This window comes from Streptomyces sp. LHD-70 (assembly GCF_031157275.1).
GTDB lineage: Bacteria > Actinomycetota > Actinomycetes > Streptomycetales > Streptomycetaceae > Streptomyces.
Window position 1 is genome coordinate 59414 of record NZ_JAVIFW010000003.1, and the last position, 17291, is coordinate 76704.

A 17291-nucleotide genomic window follows, 5' to 3' on the forward strand; every position below is an offset into this window, starting at 1 on the left:
CTCAACCACCCCTTACGCGCGCATCGCCGCCAGTCGTCACTGGAAAGCCGGCATGACCTCCTTGATGAACAGTTCCAGGGACTTGACCTTCTCCTCGTGGGGCAGGCCGGTGTCGATCCAGAAGCTGTACTCGTCGATGCCCATCTCCTCGTACGCGCGCAGTCGTTGGACGACCTCGTCCGGGGTGCCGATCATCGCGGTCTTGTGCAGGGCCTCCGGGGCGAACTCGGGGCGGTCCGCGAACTTCGACTCGGGGCTTGGCTGGAGGAAGCCGTCGACCGGGGCGTTCTTGTTGCCGAACCAGGCGTCGAAGGTGCGGTAGAAGCGGTTGATCGCCTCCGCCGCCGGGCGCCAGCCCTCGGGCTCGTCGGGGGAGTGGACGTGGGTGTGGCGCAGGACCATCAGGTCGGGTCGCGCCACCTCGGGGTGGTTGGCCACCGCGGTGTCGAACTTGCCCTTGAGGTCGGCGACTTCCTCGTCGCCCTTCATCAGCGGGGTGACCATGACGTTGCAGCCCTGGGCCACCGCGAAGTCGTGCGAGTCGGGGTCGCGGGCGGCGATCCACATGGGCGGCGTGGGCTGCTGCACCGGCTTGGGCACGCTGGTCGAGGTCGGGAACTTCCAGATCTCGCCGTCGTGGGCGTAGTCGCCCTGCCACAACGCCCGTACGGCGGGCACGAGTTCGCGCAGGTGCTTGCCGCCGTCACGGGCTGAGAGGCCGTCGGCGAGGCGGTCGAACTCGAACTGGTAGGCGCCGCGGGCGAGTCCGACCTCCATCCGGCCGTTGCTGATGACGTCGAGGAGCGCGCACTCGCCGGCGGCACGGACCGGGTGCCAGAACGGGGCGATGATGGTGCCCGCGCCGAGCCGGATGGTCGACGTCTTCGCGGCCAGGTGCGCGAGCAGCGGCATCGGGCTCGGGGAGATCGTGTACTCCATCGCGTGGTGCTCGCCGATCCACACGGTGCCGAACCCGCCGGCCTCGGCCATCAGGGCCAGCTCGGAGAGGTTCTCGAAGAGCTGCCGGTGGCTGACCTCCTCGTCCCAGCGCTCCATGTGCACGAACAACGAAAACCTCATGACTGCTCCTCGTGTGCGGGGGTGCTCGGGCCGTTCAGCTCGGTGTCCATCTCGGTGAGCGTGATGTCACCGGTGGCCCAGTGCGTACGGGGGACTTCGTGGACGACGACCCGGATGTGCTCGGGGCGGGTGCCGGTGGTGCGCAGGACTGCGGTGTGCACCTCGTGCAGCAGGTCCCGGATCTGGGCCGGGGTGCGGCCCTCGGCGAGGGTGATGGCGACCTGGGGCATGTCAGCTCCGCATCGTGAACGGGTCGGCCACGGGCTCGTCGCTCGTGTTGATCCAGACGCTCTTGAGCCGTGTGTACTCCTTGATGGACTCGGTGCCGTGCTCGACGCCGACGCCGCTGGTCTTGAAGCCCTGGCGCGGGGACATCGGGGACATGGCCCGGTAGGTGTTGACCCATACGGTTCCGGCGTCCAGGCAGGCCGCCATGCGGTGCGCCCGTGCGAGGTTCTGCGTCCAGACCCCGGCGGCGAGCCCGTAGTCGGTGTCGTTGGCCAGGCGGACGACCTCGTCCTCGGTGTCGAACGGCATCACGGCCAGGACGGGGCCGAAGATCTCCTCGCGTACGACCCGCATGTCGTTGTGGACGTCCACGAGGACGGTGGGCTCGTAGAACCAGCCGCCGAGGCCGCCGTCGGTGGGGTTGCCGCCGGTCAGCACGCGGGCGCCCTCCTCGCGACCGAGGTCGACGTACCCGGCGACCTTGTCCCGCTGCTCGGCGAAGGCCAGCGGGCCGAGTTCGGTGTGCTCGTCCATCGGGTCGCCGATCCGGATGGCCTTGGCGCGCTGCGTGACGCGCTCGACCAGCTCGTCGTAGACCGACCGGTGTGCGAAGACGCGGCTGCCCGCGATGCAGGTCTGGCCCGCGGCGGCGAAGATGCCCGCGACCACGCCCATCGCCGCGTTCGGGATGTTCGCGTCGTCGAAGACGATGTTCGGGGACTTGCCGCCGAGTTCGAGCGTGGAGCCGATGAAACGGCTCGCGGTCGCCGCGGCGATACGGGAGCCGGTGGCCGTGCTGCCCGTGAAGGAGATCTTCGCCAGGTCGCGGTGGTCGACCAGGGCCTGTCCGGCCTCGGCGCCGAACCCGGTGACGACGTTGACGGCGCCCGGCGGGAACCCTGCTTCCAGGGCGAGTTCGGCGAGCTTGAGGACGGTTGCCGAGGTGTACTCGGAGGGCTTGATCACCACAGTGTTGCCCGCGCAGAGCGCCGGGGCCAGCTTGCTGCTGGTGAGCGTCAGCGGAGAGTTCCACGGGGTGATCGCGCCGACGACGCCGAGGGGTTCGCGGGCCGTGTAGTTGAGCACCTGGCGGTCGGAGGTGGGGATGAAGTCGCCGTGGATCTTGTCGGCGAGGCCGGCGTAGTAGTGGAAGTACTCGGGCAGGGTGGCGAGTTGGCCGCGCATCTCGCGCAGCAGCTTGCCGTTGTCCCGGGTCTCCATCCGCGCGAGTTCCTCGGCGTTCTCGGTGATCAGGTCACCGAGCCGGCGCAGCAGATGCCCACGCGTGGTCTGGCTGAGGTTCCGCCAGCGCGGGTCCTCGAAGGCGAGGCGGGCGGCGGCCACGGCCCGGTCGACGTCGGCGGCGTTCCCGCGCGCCGCCCGGTAGAGGGGCTGCCGGGTGGCCGGGTTGGTGCTCTCGAAGTACTCGCCCGACGCGGGCTCGACCCACGTACCGCCGATGAAGTGCTGCAGCGTGGTGAGTTCAGACATGTGCGCGCTCTCCGATGAACGTGGTGAGGGAGTCGACGAACGCCTGCGGGCGTTGGACGGGCAGCATGTGCCGCGCTCCGGGGACGACGACCGCGCGGCAGTGCGGCAGCGCCGCGGCGAGCCGGTGCGTCATCTCGGGCGTGGAGCCGGGGTCGTCCGCGCCGGTCACGGCAAGCGCGGGTACGGCGATGTCGCCCAGGTGCGGGGCGAGTTCGGCGTCCGCGGTGGCGAAGACGCGGTAGCAGCCGAGGAAGGACCCCACGTCGTTGGCGAGCAGCGTGGCTTCCGTACGGGCGATCCGGTCGGCGTCGACGTCCGTGCCCGCGTACCAGCGCTGCAGGGAGGCGGCCGTGCTCGCCGCGCAGTCGGCCTCGGCGGCGCGCAGCCGGTCGAGGACGGACGCGCGCTCCTCGGCCGTCCGCGCGCACACCGAGCTGACCGACGTGAGCGTGGCCACCAACTCAGGGTGGTGCAGGGCCAGTTGTTGTGCGACGAGCGCGCCGAGCGAGAACCCGACCAGGTGCGCGCCGACCGGGATCTCGCCGGCGACGCCGTCGGCCAGCTCGGCGAGCGTCACCCCGTCGTGCACAGGCGGGCGCGCGCCGTGGCCCGGCAGGTCGGGGGTGATCACGGTGAAGCGGTCGGCGAGGAGCGCGGCGGCGGGCTCCCACATGGTGTGGTCGAGCCCGACGCCGTGCAGCAGCACCAGGGGCGGCTTGGTCATACGGGCCTACTGTTCGGTGGAGAGCGGGGCCAGGCGCTGCTGCGGGCGGCCTTGGGCGGCGGCCGCGAGCGCGATGACGATCTCGCCGGGGTGCGGCGCGTCGGGGATGCGGACCTCGATGGTCTGGTGGTGCGAGCGGATCGTGGCGTCGGTGATGTGCTTCAGCGGGATGTCGAAGACCACGCCGGCCGGTCCGCGCTTCTCCACGGCGGGCAGCAGGGTGGTGGCGTTCGCGGCCTTGCGGAAGTGGTCGCCGAACTTCAGCGTGTGGATCAGCGCCGAGCCGTGTTCGACCTCGCCGTCCAGGCCGACGATCGCGGCCTTGCCGTACGCCTCGGCGGGTGCCTGCAGGGCGTCGAGGACCTCGGGGGCGAGTAGCGCGCCGATGTCGGAGGCGGTGGCGTCGATGCCGGGGTTGAGGTCTTCGACGAAGCCCTGCCCGGCCCACGGGTTCTCGATGATCGCGGCGACGACGGCGACCCGGGCGGGTGGGCTGACCGGGCGGCCGCCCTCGCTGCGGATCTCTTCGACGTAGGTCACGATCTTGCGCACGTTCATGAGGGAACTACCTCCAGGGTTTCGGTGGTGACGACGGGGTCGGTCATGCGGTCCCCGATGCGGGGGTGCGGGCGCGGGCCGGTGGACGCGGCCGCGATGACGACGAGTTCGTCGGCGCGCGGTGCGTCGGGGACCCGGGCGCCGATGGTCTGGTAGTGGCTGCGGGTCGCGGCGTGGGTCTTGTGCCAGAGCGGGACGACCAGAGTCTCGCCCGCTTCGGCCCGGTTGTCGGCGAAGCAGATGATCGACTCGCCCTGCAGGTACTCGCGGACGAGATTGCCGAAGTACGGGGTGTGGATCAGCGCACCGGCGTGTTCGATCTCGCCCGCCGTGCCGACGACGGCGGCCTTCCCGAACGCCTCGACAGCATCGACGCCGCCCAGTGCGCCGACGAGACGGTCCGTGAGGAACCTCGCGAGCGTCGGGGCGATGCGCAGCTGCTCCGCGGTGAGGTCGACTCCCGGTCCGGAGCCCACCCAGGGATTCCGGATGACGGCGGCGACGCTGGCCCGCCGGGCCGGCCGCGCGGGCGCCTCGCCGGCCTCGGTGAGGACGACCTCCTGGTGGAGCACGAGCTTGCGGAGACCGATGCCCGCGTCGGCGACGACGGACGGATCGGATTGGTCAGACGGATGCAGACGATCCTGGATGCGCTCTTGCATGCCACAGGACGTTAGACATCCGGCTAAGCCTCGGTCAAGAGGGTGCCTGTAGTGGATTTCCCGGAAGGGTAAGAAATGGGTACAGACTGCCCCAGTGGAAGGCTTTGACCTGGGCATTAACCCTGTATGTGGGCGCCTTGGGAATTCATTCCGCTCGACCTCTTGACGCTCAATCTGTGACATGCCTTACTGCTTCTTGCATGCCAACGCCGTGGCCTGTTGGCCCCGCGGACTCAAGGAGTTTCATGGCAAGTCACCTTCGAGCAGACGCGGAGACGTCCTCCGCGCAGCCGCCGGGGAGCACGGATGCAGACACCGGCGACGGTCCCGCCTGTAGCACTACCGTCAGTCCGGAGAATGGTCGTGAAATCGGTTCCGTTTTCTGGGCCTCACTCGGCCTGTCCGCCGTCTTCGTGGCCTGGGCCGTGCTCTTCACGGACAACCTGAACAAGGTCACCAGCGCCTCCCTGAACTGGGTCACGGGCACCTTCGGCTGGACCTATCTGCTGGTCACCCTCGCCATCCTGGTGTTCCTGGTGTTTCTCGCGTTCAGCCCCGCCGGAAGCATCCGGCTCGGCAAGGACGCCGACCGCCCCGAGTTCTCTACGCCGGCCTGGATCGCCATGATCCTCAGCGCCGTCATGGGCATCGGCCTCATCTCGTACGGTGTCGCCGAGCCGGTCTCACACCTCTCCACCCCGCCGCACGGGCTCGCCGAGCCGGGCACACCGTCGGCGGCGGTGCGGGCCCTGCAGTACTCGTACTTCGACTGGGGCCTGCACGCCTGGGCGATCTTCGCGGTCTTCGGGCTCGCCATCGCGTACTCGACCCATCGCAAGCAACGCCGCACGCTGGTCAGCCAGTTGTTCGTGCCACTGCTCGGCGACCGCGTCAACGGGCCTGTCGGCAAGGCCATCGACGTACTCGCCGTGTTCGCGACGCTCTTCGGCACCACGACCTCGCTCGGTCTGGGAGCACTTCAGATCAACAACGGCCTGGGCACACTGTTCGGGATCCCGGTCAACTCGGTGACCCAGGTGCTCATCATCGCCGCCGTCACTGGGCTCTTCACGCTCTCTGCTGTGACCGGCGTCAGCAAGGGCATCAAGCTGCTCAGCCAGGGCAGTTCACTGCTCGCCGTCGGCCTTTTCGTGTTCATGCTGGTGGTCGGCCCGACCGTGTTCCTCGCGAACCTGTACAGCGAGGCGGTGGGCCAGTGGGCCACCGACTTCTTCCGGATGAGCCTGCAGGGCACCGCCTTCGGCGGGCTCGAATGGATGCAGCTGTGGACCTACTTCATGATGGCCTGGTGGGTCTCCTGGGGCGCCTTCGTCGGCGTCTTCCTCGCCCGCATCTCGCGCGGCCGCACCATCCGCGGCTTCATCGTCGGCGTCCTCGCCGTCCCCAGCGTCGTCTTCTTCACCTGGTTCACGGTCTTCGGCGGTACGGCGATCCACGTCGACCTCTTCGAGGACGGCGACATCGCCCAGCAGACCGCCGCCGACATCAACTCAGCCTTCTTCGCCACGCTCGACCACTTCCCGCTCGCCTCGGTCACCTCGGTGATCGCGATCGTCCTGGTCGTGATGTTCTTCGTCTCCGGCGCCGACGCCAACACGTACGTCCTGTCGATGATGACCTCGAACGGCTCGCTCACCCCGCGCCGCCCCGTGCTCGTCCTCTGGGGAGTCCTCACCGGCGTCACCGCCATCGTCCTCATGCTCGCGGGCGGACTGAACGCCCTGCAGAACACCGTCATTGTGACGTCCCTGCCGTTCCTCGTGATCATCGCCGGCCTGGCGGTGTCCTTCTGGAAGGAACTGGACGCCGACCGAAAGGAAAAGACCCATGTCGCACGCTGAAGCCCGCCGCCTGCTCATCGAGAAGGTGTGGAACGCGGCCTGGGGCGAGGGCGACGCCGACGCACTCGACACGCTCCTCGGCCCCGGCTACCTCCGGCACGGATCGGACCCGCAGCCGCAGGACCTCACAGCCTTCAAGGCCGCGATCGTCTCCACCCGGGCCGCGTTCCCCGACCTGACCACGACCGTCGACGAGATCGTCGTGGACGGCGACCGCGCCGCCATCCGCTGGCACAGCAGCGGCACCCACCTGCACTCCTTCCTCGGCGTCCCCGCCACCCGCCGCCGCGTCGACGTCAGCGGTGCCACCTTCGCCCGCTTCGAGGGCGACCGGATCGTCGAGGAACACGTGACGTGGGATCCGCGGGCACTGCTCTCGGCCCTCGGCATCATCCCCGTAGGACAGGACTGAACGCGTGTCGGACGACGACGGCACCCCCACCCCGCACAAACAGCAACACGGCATGGCCGGAACGACAAGGAGCACGCACATGACCGCACTCGCCACGAAGCCCGACATCGACGTGATGAAGCAGGTCAACCGGCAGTTCGTCACCGGAGTCACCGTCGTCACCGCGATGGACGGGGACACCCCGCGAGGGCTGGCGGTCAACGCCTTCTCCAGCATCTCGCTCGACCCCGCGACCGTGATGGTGTGCGTCCAGCGCACCTCGTCCACCCACGACTGCCTGTTCCGCGCCGGCCACCTCGCGATCAACATCCTGTCGACGGACCAGCTCGACGTCGTCGGCACGTTCGCGGGCAAGTCCGACGACAAGTTCAAGGACCTGGACTGGGAGAGCGGACCGTTCGGTAGCCCGCTGATCGCCCGGAGCAGCGCGCGGATGGAGGTCGAGATCCGCGAGCGGCTGCAGGCCAGCACCCACACCGTCTTCATCTGCAGGGTCGTGCACGCCTCAGCGTCCGAGCTCCCCGCGATGGTCTACAGCGCGGGTAAGTTCTACGACGGCGGCGCGCTCGCCCCCCTGGCATGACCGGCGGGCCGCTCACGAGACGGAGGAGGAGTCGGTGAACAGCGGAAAGAGCCCGGCGAAGAACGGCTCGGCGCAGGGCCGGGTGATAGCCGAGATGCGGCGGCGCATCATCGAGGGTGGCATCGAGCCCGGCGCCCCCCTCTCGGAGCTCGCCCTCGCCGACGAGTTCGGAGTCAGCCGTACACCGGTACGCGAGGCCCTCAAGCAGTTGCAGACCGAGGGCCTCGTCGAGATCCGGCCCCGCGTCGGAACCTTCGTCACCACCCCGTCCCGGCGTGAGATCACCGAACTCTTCGAGATGAAGGAACTCCTGGAAGGCGCCGCTGTCCGCCTCCTCGCCCAACGCGGCCGCGTCCCGGAGCTCGACCTCCTCGAACGCAACCTGCGCGAGGCCGACGAAGCGGTGGCCCGCGACGACCGGGAGCGGTACGCCGAGCTGGTCCGGGAGTTCCACGACCTGCTCATCTCCGGCGCCGACAACACCAAGTTGGAGGCGCACTACCGCATGCTCATGAACCAACTCGCCTACTCACGCCTCGTGAAGACCTCGCTCAGCCAGCCGGGCCGCGCCCTCCAGTCGGACCGCGAACACCATCGCGTACTCGAGCTGATCCTGGAGAAGGACGGCGACAGCGCCGAGCAGGTCATGCGCGAGCACGTCCGCGCCAGCCGACGCGCGTTGCTGGCGGGCCTGCCCACCAGCGGTCGGCAGACGCCGGGGGGCTCCCCATGACCCAGTCAGCTGCTCGGCAACTGACGCCCATGACCGCGTCGTACGCCTCGACTCCGACCATGGTCGCGCAGACGGCCCGACCCGGCATCGTCGTGGCCGTCGTTCTCACCTGGCGCGGGCGCATCGGCCTGTTCAAGCGGAGCCGCGACGTCGGGCACGACGCCGGCCACTGGCACTGCATCACCGGTCACCTCGACAACGGTGACTCCGCGCACGCCCAAGCGCTGCTGGAGCTTTTCGAAGAGACCGGGATCCCGGCCGCCGAACTCACCGACTTCCGCCCTGGGCCGGTCCTGGAGCTCCCTGATGCCCGCGGCCACTGCTGGCGAGTGCACACGTTCCGTGCCGGGACCACACGCCGAAAACTGCGGTTGAACTGGGAACACGACGCGTACCGATGGGTGCGTCCCCAGGACGTTCCGCGCTTTGACGGTCAGGTGCCGTGGCTGCGCAATGTCCTGGAAGCGATTGCTGCCTGATGGAAAAGGACCGGGACGGTTTGGGGGCGACCCGGCCGCCGCCTACGCGGGCCTGCTCTTCGAGCGCGACGACGTCCACTACGCCGGTGCGCGCATGGACTACGGCCGGGAGTCGATCGTCCGCGACGACTGGAAGAAGGTGTTCTAGGACGAGGAGCTCGCCCGCGATGCCTGCTTAAGCGTCGTCCAGTTCGTCACCGTGGGTCGTCCAGTGCACCGGACATCAGCTGCTCGAGCACCCCGGTCAGCAGATCGGTCCCGGCGCAAACGTCCCGGTCGTGGGTGTACTCGCCCTCGTTGTGCGAGATGCCCTCGACGCTCGGCACGAAGAGCATGATCGAAGGCGCCACGTCCTTCATATTGACCGAGTCGTGGCCAGCCACGGTCATGACGTTCTCGTGGCTCAGCCCCAGTTCATCGGCTACCCGGGCGGCGAGCTCGACCCCTGCGGCGGGGAAGGGCGCGACGCCCCAGCCATGCGTCTGTACCTGTTCGATGCTGACCGAGGCGCGCGCCTCGATCTCCGGGATGGATTCGGCCAGCTTCTTGGCCGCTTCGTCGAGCAGGGCCTCGTCGGGCGAGCGCAGATCCACATGGAGTCGGACTTCACGGGCCACCACCACAGGGGAGTTGGGCAGGATGGTCATCTCGCTCACCGAGGTGTGCAGCGGGATGTCCGTGCTCTGCTCGGCCAGTTCGCGCGCGGCCACGACCAGGAGGGACGCGCCCACGAGAGCATCTCGCCGGTCCGCCATGATCGTTGATCCGGTGTGAGACTGCTCGCCACGCACCACGATCTGGTACTTCCGCGCCGCCCAGGTGGAGTCGACGAGTCCGATCGAGGTCCCCTCGTTCTCCAGGCCTCGACCCTGTTCGATGTGGATCTCGGCGTACGAGGCCACGCTGGGACCCTCGTAGTCGCCGATGGTCCCGATCTCTTGGAGCGCGGACCGCACCGTCGTGCCGGCGGGATCCGTGGTCGCGAGTGCGACATCGGCCGGAAGCTTCCCAGTGAAGACGGCGCTGCCCATCATGCTGGGCTTGAACCGTGAGCCTTCCTCGTTGAACCAGTTGACGACGGCCACGTTGTAGCGCGGGCTGCTCTCCGAGTTCTCCGCATGGCGGACGGCCCGGTGTGCGGCGTGAGCTGAGGCGAGGACGCCGTACGCGCCGTCGTAACGGCCGCCGAGCGGCTGGCTGTCGAGGTGCGAGCCACTCAGGACGTACGGCGCTCCGGGAGCGACGGTGAAGAGACCGAACTGGTTCCCGATGTTGTCGTAACGCACCTCGAATCCGCGGCTGGTGAGCCACTCATGGAGCCAGGCGCGCTGCTCGCCGTCGGCTGTGGTGGCGGCCTGGCGGTCGACCCCGCCGCCGGGAGTGGCTCCGAAGGCCGAGAGCGTGGCGAAGTCGTTCAAGAAGGCTGTGTCGTGCTCGTTCGGGGTGAAGGCCGGGCTGTCAGAGTGCGTGCGATTGTTCACGATCGTGTCCTTCGTGTCCGTATTAGCTGTGGGCCGGGGTACTGCTCGTCAGGAACGGTGGTCGGGGGCGATGCGGTCGGCGAGGCGCTGCAAGGCGGCCCAGGCCAGGTCCCAGTTGTCGCTGTTGTCGTGGTCGTCGGCACCCTTGGGGAGCTCGTTGTTGAGCTGGCGGGCCGTGTGCTCGGCGATGTCGTGCGACGGCAGGTTGAGCTCCAACCCCGCCGATTGCGCGGCGATTTGGATCTCGCAGGCGCGCTCCAGGTAGAGCATCCGCAGGAAGGCTCGGCTCGCGCTCTCGCCCACGGTGAGCAAGCCGTGGTTGCGCAGGATCATGGCGTTGTGGTCGCCGAGGTCTGAGACGAGGCGGGCCTTCTCCTCGTTGTTGAGGGCCACGCCTTCGTAGTCGTGGTAGGCGAGACGGCCGTAGAACTCCATCGACATCTGATTGACGGGCAGCAGCCCGTCCTTCTGTGCCGCGACTGCGCATCCGTAGCGGGCATGGGTGTGCAGGACGCTGTGCGCATCCGGCCGGGCCTGGTGAATCGCGCTGTGGATCACGAAGCCGGCGGGGTTGACTCGGTGCCCGCTGGGGGACACCAACTGGCCGTCGATACCGACGACGACGAGGTTCGACGCGGTGATTTCCTCGAACAGCAGGCCGTAGGGGTTGATGAGGAACCGGGGCTCCTCGCCGGGCAGCCGCAGCGAGATGTGGCTGAAGATGAGGTCTGTCATCCGGAAGTGGGCGACGAGGCGGTATACCGCGGCGAGTTCCACTCGGAGATTCCACTCGTCTGCGTGGGTCGTGAGCGTGGGGTCAGGGGTGCTGATCCCCGCGTGAGATGCGGCCATGGTCATGACCAGGCTCCTTCCCTGCCGTTGATGGAGAGGCAGCTGAGAGTGGGGGCCTGCGATCAGTGCTTGAGGCCGGCCTCGTGGACGCTGTAGCGGGGGGTGAGCACGCCACCGACGAGCGCTATGGCGCCGATCAGCACGAGGATGGCCGCGCTGGGCCACAGGGTGTCGCCCGTCCTGGTCAGAATGGCGGTCGCGACGAGTGGAACGCAGCCACTCAGGAGACCGGCGAAATTGGAGGAGACGGCGACTCCGCTGTAGCGCACCTGTGCCGGAAAGAGGCTGGTGAGGACCGCTCCTGCGACAGCGTAGGGGTAGGAGACGGCGGCGACCGCGACAGTGATCGCTACGACGACGACGATCGGATTCGCCGTACCGATCGCCCAGAAGACGGGGAAGGCGAGCAGCATGGTGGCCAACGCTCCGCCGATCACCACGCGGCTGGACCCGTAACGCTGTCCGAGGCGCCCGCCCGAGACGATGACCGGGATTTCGACGACGGCAGCGATGACGGTGGCGAGCAGCAGCAGGGAGGAGCTGAGGCCCAGGACTCGCTGGCCGTAGCTGATGACGAAGGTGGTCACGAGGTAGAAGCCGCCGGCGCCGATGAACATCACAGCCGTACCGATGAGCAACTGACGCCAGTCACGCCGGAAGACCTGGCGCAGAGGCGCCTCGGCCACCGTGTCCTCCTCCTGGAGAGCCTTGAAGGCCGGGGACTCCTCGAGCTGGCGCCGGATCACGACCGAGATGGCGAGCATGGGCAGGGCCAGCAGGAACGGTATGCGCCATCCCCAGGCGTCGAAGCTTTCCTTGGTGAGCAGCACCGAACAGAGGAAGAACGCACCAGAGGAGAGGACGGTGCCGACCGGGGAGCCGAGCTGGGGGACGCTGGCGTAGACCGCACGGGAAGCGGCAGGCGCGTTTTCGGCGGCGATGGTGACCGCCCCGCCCCATTCGCCGCCGACGCAGAGACCCTGCAGGAAGCGGAGCGAGGCCAGCATGATGGGGGCGGCCACACCGATCGTGGCGTAGGACGGCAGCAGACCGATGAGCACGGTGGCCACGCCGATGCCGACGATCGTCGTCATCAGCACCCGCTTGCGGCCGACCCGGTCACCGAGCCAGCCGAAGAGGAGCGCGCCGACCGGGCGGGCGACGAATCCGACGGCGAGGGTGGCGAACGATGCCATCGTGGCGGTGAGGGCGTTGTCCGACACGAAGTACTGCACGTTGAACACGACTGCCGCGGCCGTGGTGAAGAGGAAGAAGTCGTACCATTCCATGGCTGTGCCGACGAAGGCCGCGACGGCCACACGGCGCGCGACTGCGCGGTCCGGGGATGCCGGATCGGCGGAGTGGGCGGCCGTGACTGTGTCGCTCATGGTGAACTCCGGGGGAAGACGGGCCGGATGTTGGCTGACATCCATTCGACCCGGGGCCGGGCATCTGGAACATTGCCGTCCGCCTCTGATATCAGCAAGATGCTTGTGCACTCGCACACCCTCGAGGCTTCGTCAGGGAGGCACGGATGAAGAGCCTGGAAGCCCGTACGAGCGACTCCCTGCCGCGCTGGCGGGAGCTGGTCGGGTCTCTCGCCCTGGAGGTGGACACCCTGGCCGAGTCATTCCTGGCCAGGCTGAATGAAGCCGGGGTTTACCAATCGGGGCTCGTTCCTGAAGAGCATCTGCGTGCATCGGCGCGCGACTCCCTCGCGTTGATCCTGCGCGCCCTCGCCACTGACTCGACCACGACGAAGCTGAGCGATCTGCCCAATGAGCTCGGGCGACTCCGCGCCCGCCAAGGTGTACGGGGCGAAGATCTCGTCGCGGCGGTACGGCTCGACTTCAGCGTCGTCTGGTCCGCGATGCTGGCGCAGGTACGCCCCGACGACATGGCAGTGCTGGCCTTGCACGCCGAGAGCCTGTGGCGGGTGGTGGACGACTATGCCCGCGCCGTCCAGCAGTCCTACCTCGAGGAACGGGCTCTCATGGCCGCAGCCACACGCGACGAGCAGATCACCTATCTCGCGGAGTTGCTGGCGCCCGGAGGCCAGGCTTCCCGGAACGTGCCGAACATCGCCCGAGCCCTGGGCGTCGACGCCGATGACACGTTCCGTGTGGTCGTGGCGGAGACAGCTGCCTCCCACGACGCGCATCGAGCGGCGGCGCAGGTCAGCGCGCTCGGAGAGCGCCTCTTCGTGCTCAACCAGCCGGGAAGAGTCGTCCTCGTGTGGCCGGCGGGCACGTCGGGCCCCGAACACGATCTGCAGCAGCGGCAGTTGCGGGGCATGCAAGGTGGCCTGGTCCCTGACGTCGAGGGACTGGGAGCCGTCCCTGCGGCGGCTGCGACGGCGTACGAGATCTGCCGGACCCTCCGGCCCGAGGACACCGGTCTGTTCACGCTTGCTCAGACATGGACCCGCGTCACCAAGAGCCAGCTCGACGAGCAGCACGGCTTCTCCACCGAGCTGCTCAGCAGGCTTCAGGCGGTGGCGGAACCGGATCGGAGCGTGATCGTGGATACGGTCCGTGCCTACCTGGCAACAGGAAGTCTCACCGGCAGTGCCGAGAGGCTGTACTGCCACCGCAACACGGTGTTGAACCGCCTGGGGCGATTCCAGAAGCTCACCGGCCTCGATGTCACGATCCCGGAGCAGGCGGCCATCGCACTTGTTGCTCTGGCTTAGTGAGGCGGTGCGGAGGAAAGTCCGCAATCAGGGCAGGGCTGCCCAACAAGGCGCAGCCCACGCTGCACTCAACTGACGGCCGATTCAGAGCCAGCGGTGGTCACCGCGCCTCTGACTACCCAGGGTGCTGGAACGGGGTTATGAGCCCGTCCGGTAGGCGTTCCGGTAATCGGGGCGGGGCAGTTGGTGTCGACGAGCCGACCCGGCCCACGTCGGGTCGAAGTCTCCGTTCGCTCATCAGAATGCAGAGCGTCATGAGCACGATGCTTCCGCCACGCCCCAGCGACGACATCGCTTTGATGGTCGCCCGAACTCGGAGGCTGGCGGCGGACAGGGTTTCCGAGTGGTCGGTGCCGTCGGATCCGGCAACTGTCGGCCCGATCCGCTCTCAATGCATCCGCAAGCTCGAGTCGTGGGGGCTGGACGGGATCGCGTTCACAGCTGAACTCGTACTGAGTGAGCTGATCACCCATGCCATCCGCGGCCATCACTGACGAGGGTGGGCGCGGTCTGTTCCTCGTCGGGCACTATGCCGAACGTTGGGGCATTCGCTACCCGCCTCGGGGGAAGGTGATCCGGGCCGAGCTGTCTGCGCACGCACAACAGGAGGAGCCGAGCGTTGAGTTGACGGACGACTTCCTGGACCAATGGGATGACTCTGAGCTGTAGCCTGCCCCGGCAGCGCCGGGGGACCCCGCCAAGTCATGTTCTCCGTGACGCCCCGATGCCCCGATGCCCTGATGCTCCGATGGCTGTCACGTCTGGTGCAGACGATTCGCGCTGAGAGCCAGGGCCACCAGTGCCGCGTCCTCGGGACGTCGTGGATCGCGACCGGTGAGTTCGGCAAAGCGGTTGAGGCGCTGCTGGATCGTGTTGCGATGGCAGTACAAGGTCGCAGCTGTGTCAGCCACGGACCCGCCGCCCGACAGGTGAACCTGGACGGTTTCCAACAGCCGGTCCGCCTCCACACAGGGAACTCCGCTGTGCAGCCCGCCCAGTATGTCTGCCGCCAAATACCGACCCAGGTCCTCGGCCCGGTGGACCAGGACATCGATCCAGCTGTCCTCAAGTCGTCGCGGTCCAGCGGCGTCGGGCGGCAGTACTCGGGCAGTAGCGGTGGCCAGAGCCACTGCACGGGGCACCTCGGCCAGCCCTGTCACCACCGGGGAGACCCCGCACGGTGCCCCGTGGAGCTGTGCCAACAAGGCATCTCGGGTCAGCCGAGGGCTCAGCTGAACGACCAACACCATGTCTGAGGCGATCGCCTGGTGCTGCAGCGGGGCGTCGAGACTGCGGAGAGCGCCGGCGACTCCCCGAAGAATCCCCTCGCGCTCTCCGGACGCGACCGCACACACGAATTGCTCGGACATATGGAACCCGAGAGCCCGCGCGGCGTCCTGCACCACGGTGGAGTTTCGTCCGCCGCTGTCGAGAAGCCGACTGAACCACAGGCGCCGCTCATCCTCCGTACGGCGCCCCATCTCCAGAACGGTGCGCTGATAGGCGGTCATGATGCCGGTGACATGCCGCTCGACCGCCTCCCACACGTAGTAGGCGGAGTTGACCAACTGCGCTCGACCCGCATCTCCCGCGTGCCGCACCAGGGCAGCCCAGACGACCCGGAAGTCGACACGAGCAGCCTGCAGCAGCGCGTCCAAGGGAACGCCTTGTCGGGCGCGCTGTTCCCCGACCCGCTCGGATACTCCGGTGATGCGCTCCGGCACCGGCAACTGGGCGACAGTGCGCAGCAGGAGTTCGAACGCCTGCCAGGCGCTGTCCCGGAACTCCTCGTGCGAGACCAGGTCGGAGTAGGACGCACGCACGGGCCGGACGTATCCGGCCCACTCGTCGACCAAGTCGTCGATCTCCTCCAGGCATTCGCGCGCCAATGCGACGGCATGGCGGTCCGGCGGGGGCAGGGCGAAGTGCGACGTGTGCATGTCTTCCATCGTGACGTTGTCCTCACCTGGCTCAACGAACGTCGTTGCTTGTCCCAGCGCCCACTGCCCCCGTGCTGCACCGAGGCGCACTTCAACTTCTCGCGCAGTTCGAGCGCTCAGCCACGCACCCGGATCACCTTCCGATTGACGAACTCGCTCATTCCGTAGGCGCCTAGCTCCCGTCCCACGCCGGAGAGCTTGACGCCACCGAAGGGAAGATCCTCCTGAGTGTCGGAGGGACCGTTGATGGAGACCATGCCGACGTCGAGCGCATCGGCGACCGCCCTCGCTGCAGAAGCCTCGCGGCCGAAGACGACACTGCCGAGGCCGTACGGTGTGTCGTTGGCGAGGCGAATCGCCTCCGCGGTGTCGGGCACGCGATGGACGACCGCAACCGGACCGAAGATCTCCTCGTGGTACGCAGGCATGTCCGGTGTGACGCCGGTGAGAATGGTGGGTTCGACGAAGGCGCCGCTGCGCAGCGGGCGCGCGCCTCCTGTCACCGCCGTCGCGCCGCGCTCAACTGCGTCGTTCACCTGCGCCATCACTCTGAGGGCGGCCTCTTCGGAAGAGAGGGGGCCGAAGGAGACGCTGTCGTCCGTGGGTTCGCCAACTGTCAAAGACCGGACCGCGTCGGTGAAGGCGTCCAGGAACCGGTCGTAGACGGGATCGACCACGATGAACCGTTTCGAGGCGGTGCACGCCTGGCCCGCATTGCTCATCCGGCCCTGGACAGCAGCACGGACCGCCGCCTCCAGGTCGGCGTCGGGAAGGACGATGAACGGGTCGGAGCCGCCGAGTTCGAGGACGTACTTCTTGAGGTGACGCCCGGCGACTTCCCCCACTGCGCGGCCGGCACGCTCCGAGCCTGTGAGGGACACACCCTGAACCCGCTGGTCGGCGACGATTCGAGCGACCTGTTCATTGGTGGCGTACACGTTGACGTACGCGCCGGCCGGCAGGCCGGCTGCTCTCATCACCTCCTCGATCGCCTGGGCCGACTCGGGGCAACTCGGGGCGTGCTTGAGGATGATGGTGTTGCCGAGGACGAGGTTGGGAGCGACGAAGCGGGCGACCTGGTAGTACGGGTAGTTCCAGGGCATGATCCCGAGCAGTGCGCCGAGCGGCTCCGAGCGGACGACCACGTCGTCACCGCCGCGGATGTCGAGCCGTTCGTCAGCGGCGAAGGCGGGGCCGCGTTCCGCGTAGTACGCAAAGATTGCCGCCGCGAGATCCACCTCGGCCAGCGCTTCGCGGGTGGTCTTGCCCATCTCGCGCGTGATGGTCGCGGCCAGCTCGTCCCGCCGGTTCTTGAACTCATGGGAGACGGCGAGGACGGCGTCGGCTCTGTCCTTGATCGAACGTCGCCGCCAGTCCGCGAACTCCTCCGCGGCGGCCGCGATCGCGCGGTCCACCGTGCCCTCGTCCGATGGTGCGTATCGGCGCACGACAGTGTTCGTGGCCGGGTCGACGACCTTGTATTCCGTCACGTGATCTTTCCTTCGCTACTTCTG

Annotated in this window: 19 protein-coding genes; 8 read left to right on the forward strand and 11 right to left on the reverse strand. The window is 68.1% G+C overall.

What is annotated here, in order from left to right:
* Positions 1-36: 36 nt before the first annotated feature.
* From RCO28_RS08390 to RCO28_RS08415, 6 genes are read right to left on the reverse strand one after another with little or no spacing between them, the layout of a single operon-like run.
* On the reverse strand, positions 37-1080 hold the full coding sequence (locus tag RCO28_RS08390; protein WP_308940358.1) for an LLM class flavin-dependent oxidoreductase: 1044 nt from the start codon (positions 1078-1080) through the stop codon (positions 37-39).
* Entirely contained in the window at positions 1077-1310 is a 234-nt protein-coding gene (locus RCO28_RS08395) for a tautomerase family protein (RefSeq protein WP_308940359.1), read from the reverse strand. Before RCO28_RS08395 ends, RCO28_RS08390 begins: the two co-directional genes overlap by 4 nt.
* 1 nt (position 1311) lies before the next feature.
* Positions 1312-2799, reverse strand: coding sequence for an aldehyde dehydrogenase (locus tag RCO28_RS08400; RefSeq protein ID WP_308940360.1), 1488 nt, complete (start codon positions 2797-2799; stop codon positions 1312-1314).
* Positions 2792-3523, reverse strand: a complete 732-nt coding sequence (locus tag RCO28_RS08405; RefSeq protein WP_308940361.1) for an alpha/beta fold hydrolase — start codon at positions 3521-3523, stop codon at positions 2792-2794. Before RCO28_RS08405 ends, RCO28_RS08400 begins: the two co-directional genes overlap by 8 nt.
* A 6-nt stretch (positions 3524-3529) precedes the next feature.
* Positions 3530-4081: an amino acid synthesis family protein gene (locus tag RCO28_RS08410; RefSeq protein WP_308940362.1), complete on the reverse strand. Its 552-nt coding sequence runs from the start codon at positions 4079-4081 to the stop codon at positions 3530-3532.
* Positions 4078-4743, reverse strand: a complete 666-nt coding sequence (locus tag RCO28_RS08415; protein WP_308940363.1) for an amino acid synthesis family protein — start codon at positions 4741-4743, stop codon at positions 4078-4080. Before RCO28_RS08415 ends, RCO28_RS08410 begins: the two co-directional genes overlap by 4 nt.
* 245 nt (positions 4744-4988) lie before the next feature.
* Between RCO28_RS08415 and RCO28_RS08420 the strand changes: the two genes are divergently transcribed.
* The 6 genes from RCO28_RS08420 (at position 4989) to RCO28_RS08445 (ending at position 8960) form a co-directional block, all read left to right on the forward strand.
* Complete coding sequence (locus tag RCO28_RS08420; protein WP_308940364.1) at positions 4989-6605, forward strand: BCCT family transporter; 1617 nt, start codon at positions 4989-4991, stop codon at positions 6603-6605.
* Positions 6592-7017: an ester cyclase gene (locus RCO28_RS08425; RefSeq protein WP_308940365.1), complete on the forward strand. Its 426-nt coding sequence runs from the start codon at positions 6592-6594 to the stop codon at positions 7015-7017. Before RCO28_RS08420 ends, RCO28_RS08425 begins: the two co-directional genes overlap by 14 nt.
* Positions 7018-7096: 79 nt before the next feature.
* Positions 7097-7600, forward strand: coding sequence for a flavin reductase family protein (locus RCO28_RS08430; RefSeq protein WP_308940366.1), 504 nt, complete (start codon positions 7097-7099; stop codon positions 7598-7600).
* Between the two features lie 34 nt (positions 7601-7634).
* On the forward strand, positions 7635-8333 hold the full coding sequence (locus RCO28_RS08435) for a GntR family transcriptional regulator (RefSeq protein WP_308940367.1): 699 nt from the start codon (positions 7635-7637) through the stop codon (positions 8331-8333).
* A 59-nt stretch (positions 8334-8392) separates the two neighbouring features.
* The gene (locus RCO28_RS08440) at positions 8393-8812 is read left to right on the forward strand and encodes an NUDIX domain-containing protein (protein ID WP_308940368.1); all 420 of its coding nucleotides are present in this window, start codon (positions 8393-8395) and stop codon (positions 8810-8812) included.
* Entirely contained in the window at positions 8787-8960 is a 174-nt protein-coding gene (locus tag RCO28_RS08445; protein ID WP_308940753.1) for a hypothetical protein, read from the forward strand. The genes RCO28_RS08440 and RCO28_RS08445 overlap by 26 nt, the downstream gene beginning before the upstream one ends.
* A 46-nt stretch (positions 8961-9006) precedes the next feature.
* Here RCO28_RS08445 and RCO28_RS08450 read toward each other — a convergent pair whose 3' ends face one another.
* The 3 genes from RCO28_RS08450 to RCO28_RS08460 are packed head-to-tail and all read right to left on the reverse strand — an operon-like array spanning position 9007 to position 12533.
* A complete protein-coding gene (locus tag RCO28_RS08450; RefSeq protein WP_308940369.1) occupies positions 9007-10293 on the reverse strand; it encodes a M20 family metallo-hydrolase in 1287 nt (428 codons plus the stop codon).
* Positions 10294-10341: 48 nt separating this feature from the next.
* A complete protein-coding gene (locus RCO28_RS08455; protein ID WP_308940370.1) occupies positions 10342-11151 on the reverse strand; it encodes a class II aldolase/adducin family protein in 810 nt (269 codons plus the stop codon).
* 56 nt (positions 11152-11207) lie between these two features.
* On the reverse strand, positions 11208-12533 hold the full coding sequence (locus RCO28_RS08460; protein WP_308940371.1) for an MFS transporter: 1326 nt from the start codon (positions 12531-12533) through the stop codon (positions 11208-11210).
* Between the two features lie 146 nt (positions 12534-12679).
* On the opposite strand from RCO28_RS08460, the gene RCO28_RS08465 reads away from it, so the two are divergent.
* Positions 12680-13837, forward strand: coding sequence for a helix-turn-helix domain-containing protein (locus RCO28_RS08465; protein ID WP_308940372.1), 1158 nt, complete (start codon positions 12680-12682; stop codon positions 13835-13837).
* A gap of 254 nt (positions 13838-14091) precedes the next feature.
* A complete protein-coding gene (locus RCO28_RS39315; RefSeq protein ID WP_374991119.1) occupies positions 14092-14331 on the forward strand; it encodes a hypothetical protein in 240 nt (79 codons plus the stop codon).
* A gap of 261 nt (positions 14332-14592) precedes the next feature.
* Here RCO28_RS39315 and RCO28_RS08475 read toward each other — a convergent pair whose 3' ends face one another.
* Together RCO28_RS08475 and RCO28_RS08480 are read right to left on the reverse strand one after the other, a co-directional pair.
* Positions 14593-15786 carry a helix-turn-helix domain-containing protein gene (locus RCO28_RS08475; RefSeq protein ID WP_308940373.1) on the reverse strand — a complete coding sequence of 398 codons (1194 nt, stop codon included), beginning with the start codon at positions 15784-15786 and terminating at the stop codon, positions 14593-14595.
* Between the two features lie 107 nt (positions 15787-15893).
* Entirely contained in the window at positions 15894-17267 is a 1374-nt protein-coding gene (locus RCO28_RS08480; protein WP_308940374.1) for an NAD-dependent succinate-semialdehyde dehydrogenase, read from the reverse strand.
* Positions 17268-17291 lie beyond the last annotated feature (24 nt).